The sequence below is a fragment of the Blautia sp. OM06-15AC genome (assembly GCF_003481425.1).
GTDB lineage: Bacteria > Bacillota > Clostridia > Lachnospirales > Lachnospiraceae > Fusicatenibacter > Fusicatenibacter saccharivorans.
Window position 1 is genome coordinate 1 of sequence record NZ_QULD01000026.1, and the last position, 2,869, is coordinate 2,869.

Genomic DNA, 2,869 nt, shown 5'->3' on the forward strand with positions numbered 1-2,869 from the left:
GTAAACGGTAGAACCTGAGTACCTTTTTATTCACTTCAAGTTATGCCATAATCATACTCAACAAAATAACATAGTCAAAAAAGTTTAGTACTTAACTTTTTTAACTGACTATGATTCAGAGGAGGAATATTATGGCTACGCAAACCAGCCTTGTAGCTCAGCAGGTCAGAATCCGACAATGGGCAGAACAGATTCGGAATTGTCAGAATCGTCCCAAAGGGATGGATGTTGAAACCTGGTGTACCCAAAATAATCTTACAAAAGCCAACTATTATTACCGTCTCCGGCGTGTCAGGCAGATATGCCTGGATCAGATGCAGGACACAGAAACCACTGCTTTTGTGGAACTGCCCGCACCTGCACCAGATCCAAAGAAAACAGATACTCCAAAAGAATCCGGTACATGCATTTCGGCAGGAACTCTGCCAATGATCCGTATTAAAAATACCAGGGGACTGTCAGCTGAGATATTTTCCGGTACTTCACCGGAAATGCTCTGCCATTTCATAAAGGCTTTTACCCATGCTGAATGATGCAGATGCTTCCGGGTTTAAAAAGGTGTATCTGGCGATGGGATTTACGGATCTCCGTCGTGGGATCGATGGACTGGCAACGATCGTACGCTTTCGGTTTAAGCTTGATCCTTACGACAAAAATACACTGTTTCTTTTCTGTGGAAGAAGATGTGACCGGATCAAAGCACTGCTCTGGGAAGGTGATGGTTTTCTCCTTATGTACAAGAGACTCGATAATGGTGCATTCCGGTGGCCCCGTTCGGCAGATGAGGCAATGGCGATCACAGACGACCAGTACCGTATGCTGATGCAGGGACTGGAGATCGTTGCACGCCATCCGATCTCTGAGCTGAAAGAGACACCCCGCATTATGTAGCCTGTGCAAAATGCCGAAAATAAAAAAGTACCAAAACTGTAAAAATGATGTGTATCAACCGGATGAAAAAGGTTATCCACAAACAGTCTTTTCTCATTCCATTTGTTATCGTGTGAATAGAAAAACTGTTGTGGATAATACATCTGAAAAGCTGTAAAACAACGGCTTTCCAGATGTATTATCCACCGTCATTATGACGAAAGCCCATATCTGAAGGATTGGCGGAAATACAAAAATTCTGTTATAATCGGAATCAGTATAAAGACAGGAGTTCCGGTTATGACGATCAAGTACACAAAAGAACAACTGAATAAGTTTGATAAGGATCTGCTGATAGAGCTTTTTCTTGGGATGCAGGGACAGATGGAAGAATTGTCCAGGCAAACGCAGGCCTTAAATGACAGGATGCAGCTGATGATGGAACAGATGGTCCTTTTCCAGAAGAACCGTTTTGGCAGATCCAGCGAAAAAATGGCGGATTCTGAACAGATACGTTTCATGGAAGTAGACGGGACTATCGTATTCTTTAATGAAGCAGAGGCAGTCTGCGACCTGGATGCACCGGAACCTGATGACCTGGAATTGAAAGCACCCAAAAAGAAAAAACAGCCAGGGAAAAAAGCGGCTGATATAGCAGGGCTGACAGTAAAACGTATTGATCACTATCTGAAAGAGGAAGAACTGACGGCTGAGTTTGGTGAAAACGGATGGAAACAGCTTCCGGATGCCATTTCCCGATGTTATCAGTTCATTCCGGCCAGTGTCGTGATAGAGGAACATCATATCGGCGTTTATTCCAGTAAACTGGATGAACACATGATAAAGGCACCCCATCCCAGAAATCTGCTTCATGGAAGCCTTGTATCCCCGTCCCTTGCTGCGGCAGTCATAAATGGTAAGTATGTAAATGCGGTACCTCTCTACCGTCTTGAAAAAGAATTCGAAAGGTACGGGCTTGCCATTACCAGACAGAACATGGCGAACTGGATGATCCGTCTTGGGGAAGAATATCTGGGAACCATGTATGATTATCTGCATAAGCTTCTGTATGATTATCATGTGATACAGGCAGATGAGACTCCTGTACTTGTAAATAAGGACGGGCGTCCTGCTGGCAGCCAGAGTTACATGTGGGTGTACCGGTCCGGCTTTATGTACCGGGATCGTCAGATCATCCTTTATGAATACCAGAAAACGCGTAATGCATCCCATCCCCGGGAATTCCTGAGGGATTACACCGGGATCTGTGTTACGGATGGGTACCAGGTATATCATACATTGGAAAAGGAGCGTGAAAATCTGAAGATTGCAGGCTGCTGGGTTCACTGCAGGCGCAGGTTTAACGATGCACTGGAAGTGATACCAAAAGCACACCGAAAGGAATCAATCCTGCATCTGATCATGAAACAGATACAGGCCATTTACCGGGAAGAGGGAAAACTGTCTGATTTTTCTACGGAAGACAGGCTCATGCAGCGTCAGCTTGTGGTAAAACCACTGGTGGATGCTTTCTTTGCGTACCTGAAACAGAATGAACCTAAGATTCCAAAGAACGGTAAAATACGGGAAGCATTTACATATGCACTGAACCAGGAAAGCTACCTGAAAGTTTTTCTGGAAGATGGGGATGTTCCAATAGACAACAATGCCAGCGAACGTGCGATCCGTGGATTCTGTATAGGGAAGAAAAACTGGGAGATGATCGATACGGTCAATGGAGCCAATAGTTCAGCGATCATCTACAGTATCGCAGAAACTGCAAAGGCGAATAACCTGAAACCTTTCGATTATTTCGAATATCTGCTTACGGAGATTCCCAAACGTGTAGATGACAAAAACACAGATTTTCTTGCAGAACTTCTGCCATGGTCAGATATGTTGCCCGAAAACATTAGAAAGCCGCAAAAAGCCAGCGGAAAATAAACAGACCGCAAAAGCGGTCTGCTATTTGTCAAGGTATTCGTATTCTACCGTTTAC

General features: G+C 44.4%; 3 protein-coding genes. All 3 read left to right on the forward strand.

Features of this window, described 5'->3' with window-relative positions:
• Positions 1-131 precede the first annotated feature (131 nt).
• A complete protein-coding gene (locus DXB83_RS16240; protein ID WP_055222036.1) occupies positions 132-533 on the forward strand; it encodes a hypothetical protein in 402 nt (133 codons plus the stop codon).
• Positions 523-891 (forward strand): IS66 family insertion sequence element accessory protein TnpB, encoded by a 369-nt coding sequence (tnpB, locus tag DXB83_RS16245; protein WP_118697890.1) that lies wholly within the window; start codon positions 523-525, stop codon positions 889-891. The genes DXB83_RS16240 and tnpB overlap by 11 nt, the downstream gene beginning before the upstream one ends.
• 279 nt (positions 892-1,170) lie before the next feature.
• The gene (tnpC, locus tag DXB83_RS16250; protein WP_118697891.1) at positions 1,171-2,814 is read left to right on the forward strand and encodes an IS66 family transposase; all 1,644 of its coding nucleotides are present in this window, start codon (positions 1,171-1,173) and stop codon (positions 2,812-2,814) included.
• Positions 2,815-2,869 lie beyond the last annotated feature (55 nt).

Bases quoted from the DNA above. Each gene is read 5' to 3' on its own strand.
- DXB83_RS16240 (WP_055222036.1), top strand. From the start codon at position 132: ATGGCTACGCAAACCAGCCTTGTAGCTCAGCAGGTCAGAATCCGACAA.
- tnpC (WP_118697891.1), top strand. From the start codon at position 1,171: ATGACGATCAAGTACACAAAAGAACAACTGAATAAGTTTGATAAGGAT.
- tnpB (WP_118697890.1), top strand. From the start codon at position 523: ATGCTGAATGATGCAGATGCTTCCGGGTTTAAAAAGGTGTATCTGGCG.